The sequence below is a fragment of the Faecalicoccus sp. LCP19S3_E2 genome, assembly GCF_052121255.1.
Lineage (GTDB): Bacteria > Bacillota_I > Bacilli_A > Erysipelotrichales > Erysipelotrichaceae > Faecalicoccus.
Genome location: NZ_JBQKEP010000048.1, coordinates 1 through 367, shown reverse-complemented (window position 1 = coordinate 367; position 367 = coordinate 1). Strand labels below are relative to the sequence as shown.

Genomic DNA, 367 nt, shown 5'->3' with positions numbered 1-367 from the left:
ATCCGATGGTACACCGATCTTTTCACAAGCTTCCTTATTGACCGGTAATGTTGCAGCCGAACTTTGAGTCGCAAAGGCTGTGATTGCCGGTGTAAAGATATGCTTAAACATTCGTTTAACTGCGCAAGTTCCACCTGAAAAATAAGCATATAATGGAAAGAAAATAAAAGCATATAGAAGACATAAAGGATAATACACGATCATACTGCGACCATAATCGCCCAACAGCTGTGGACCATACTCGGCAATCAAGTTTGCAAAGTAAGCGCCTAATCCAATCGGTGCAAGTTTCATAATGATGCCGACAAAACGCATAATGATCTCATTTAAATTCTTTAACAACTTTCCAACCGGACTTTCATCACCA

At 40.1% G+C, this 367-nt stretch carries 1 protein-coding gene; it reads right to left on the bottom strand.

The window, feature by feature from the left end; translation table 11 throughout:
* On the bottom strand, positions 1-367 hold a 367-nt coding region (locus ACTQX6_RS12655; RefSeq protein WP_441657568.1), incomplete at both ends, for a dicarboxylate/amino acid:cation symporter.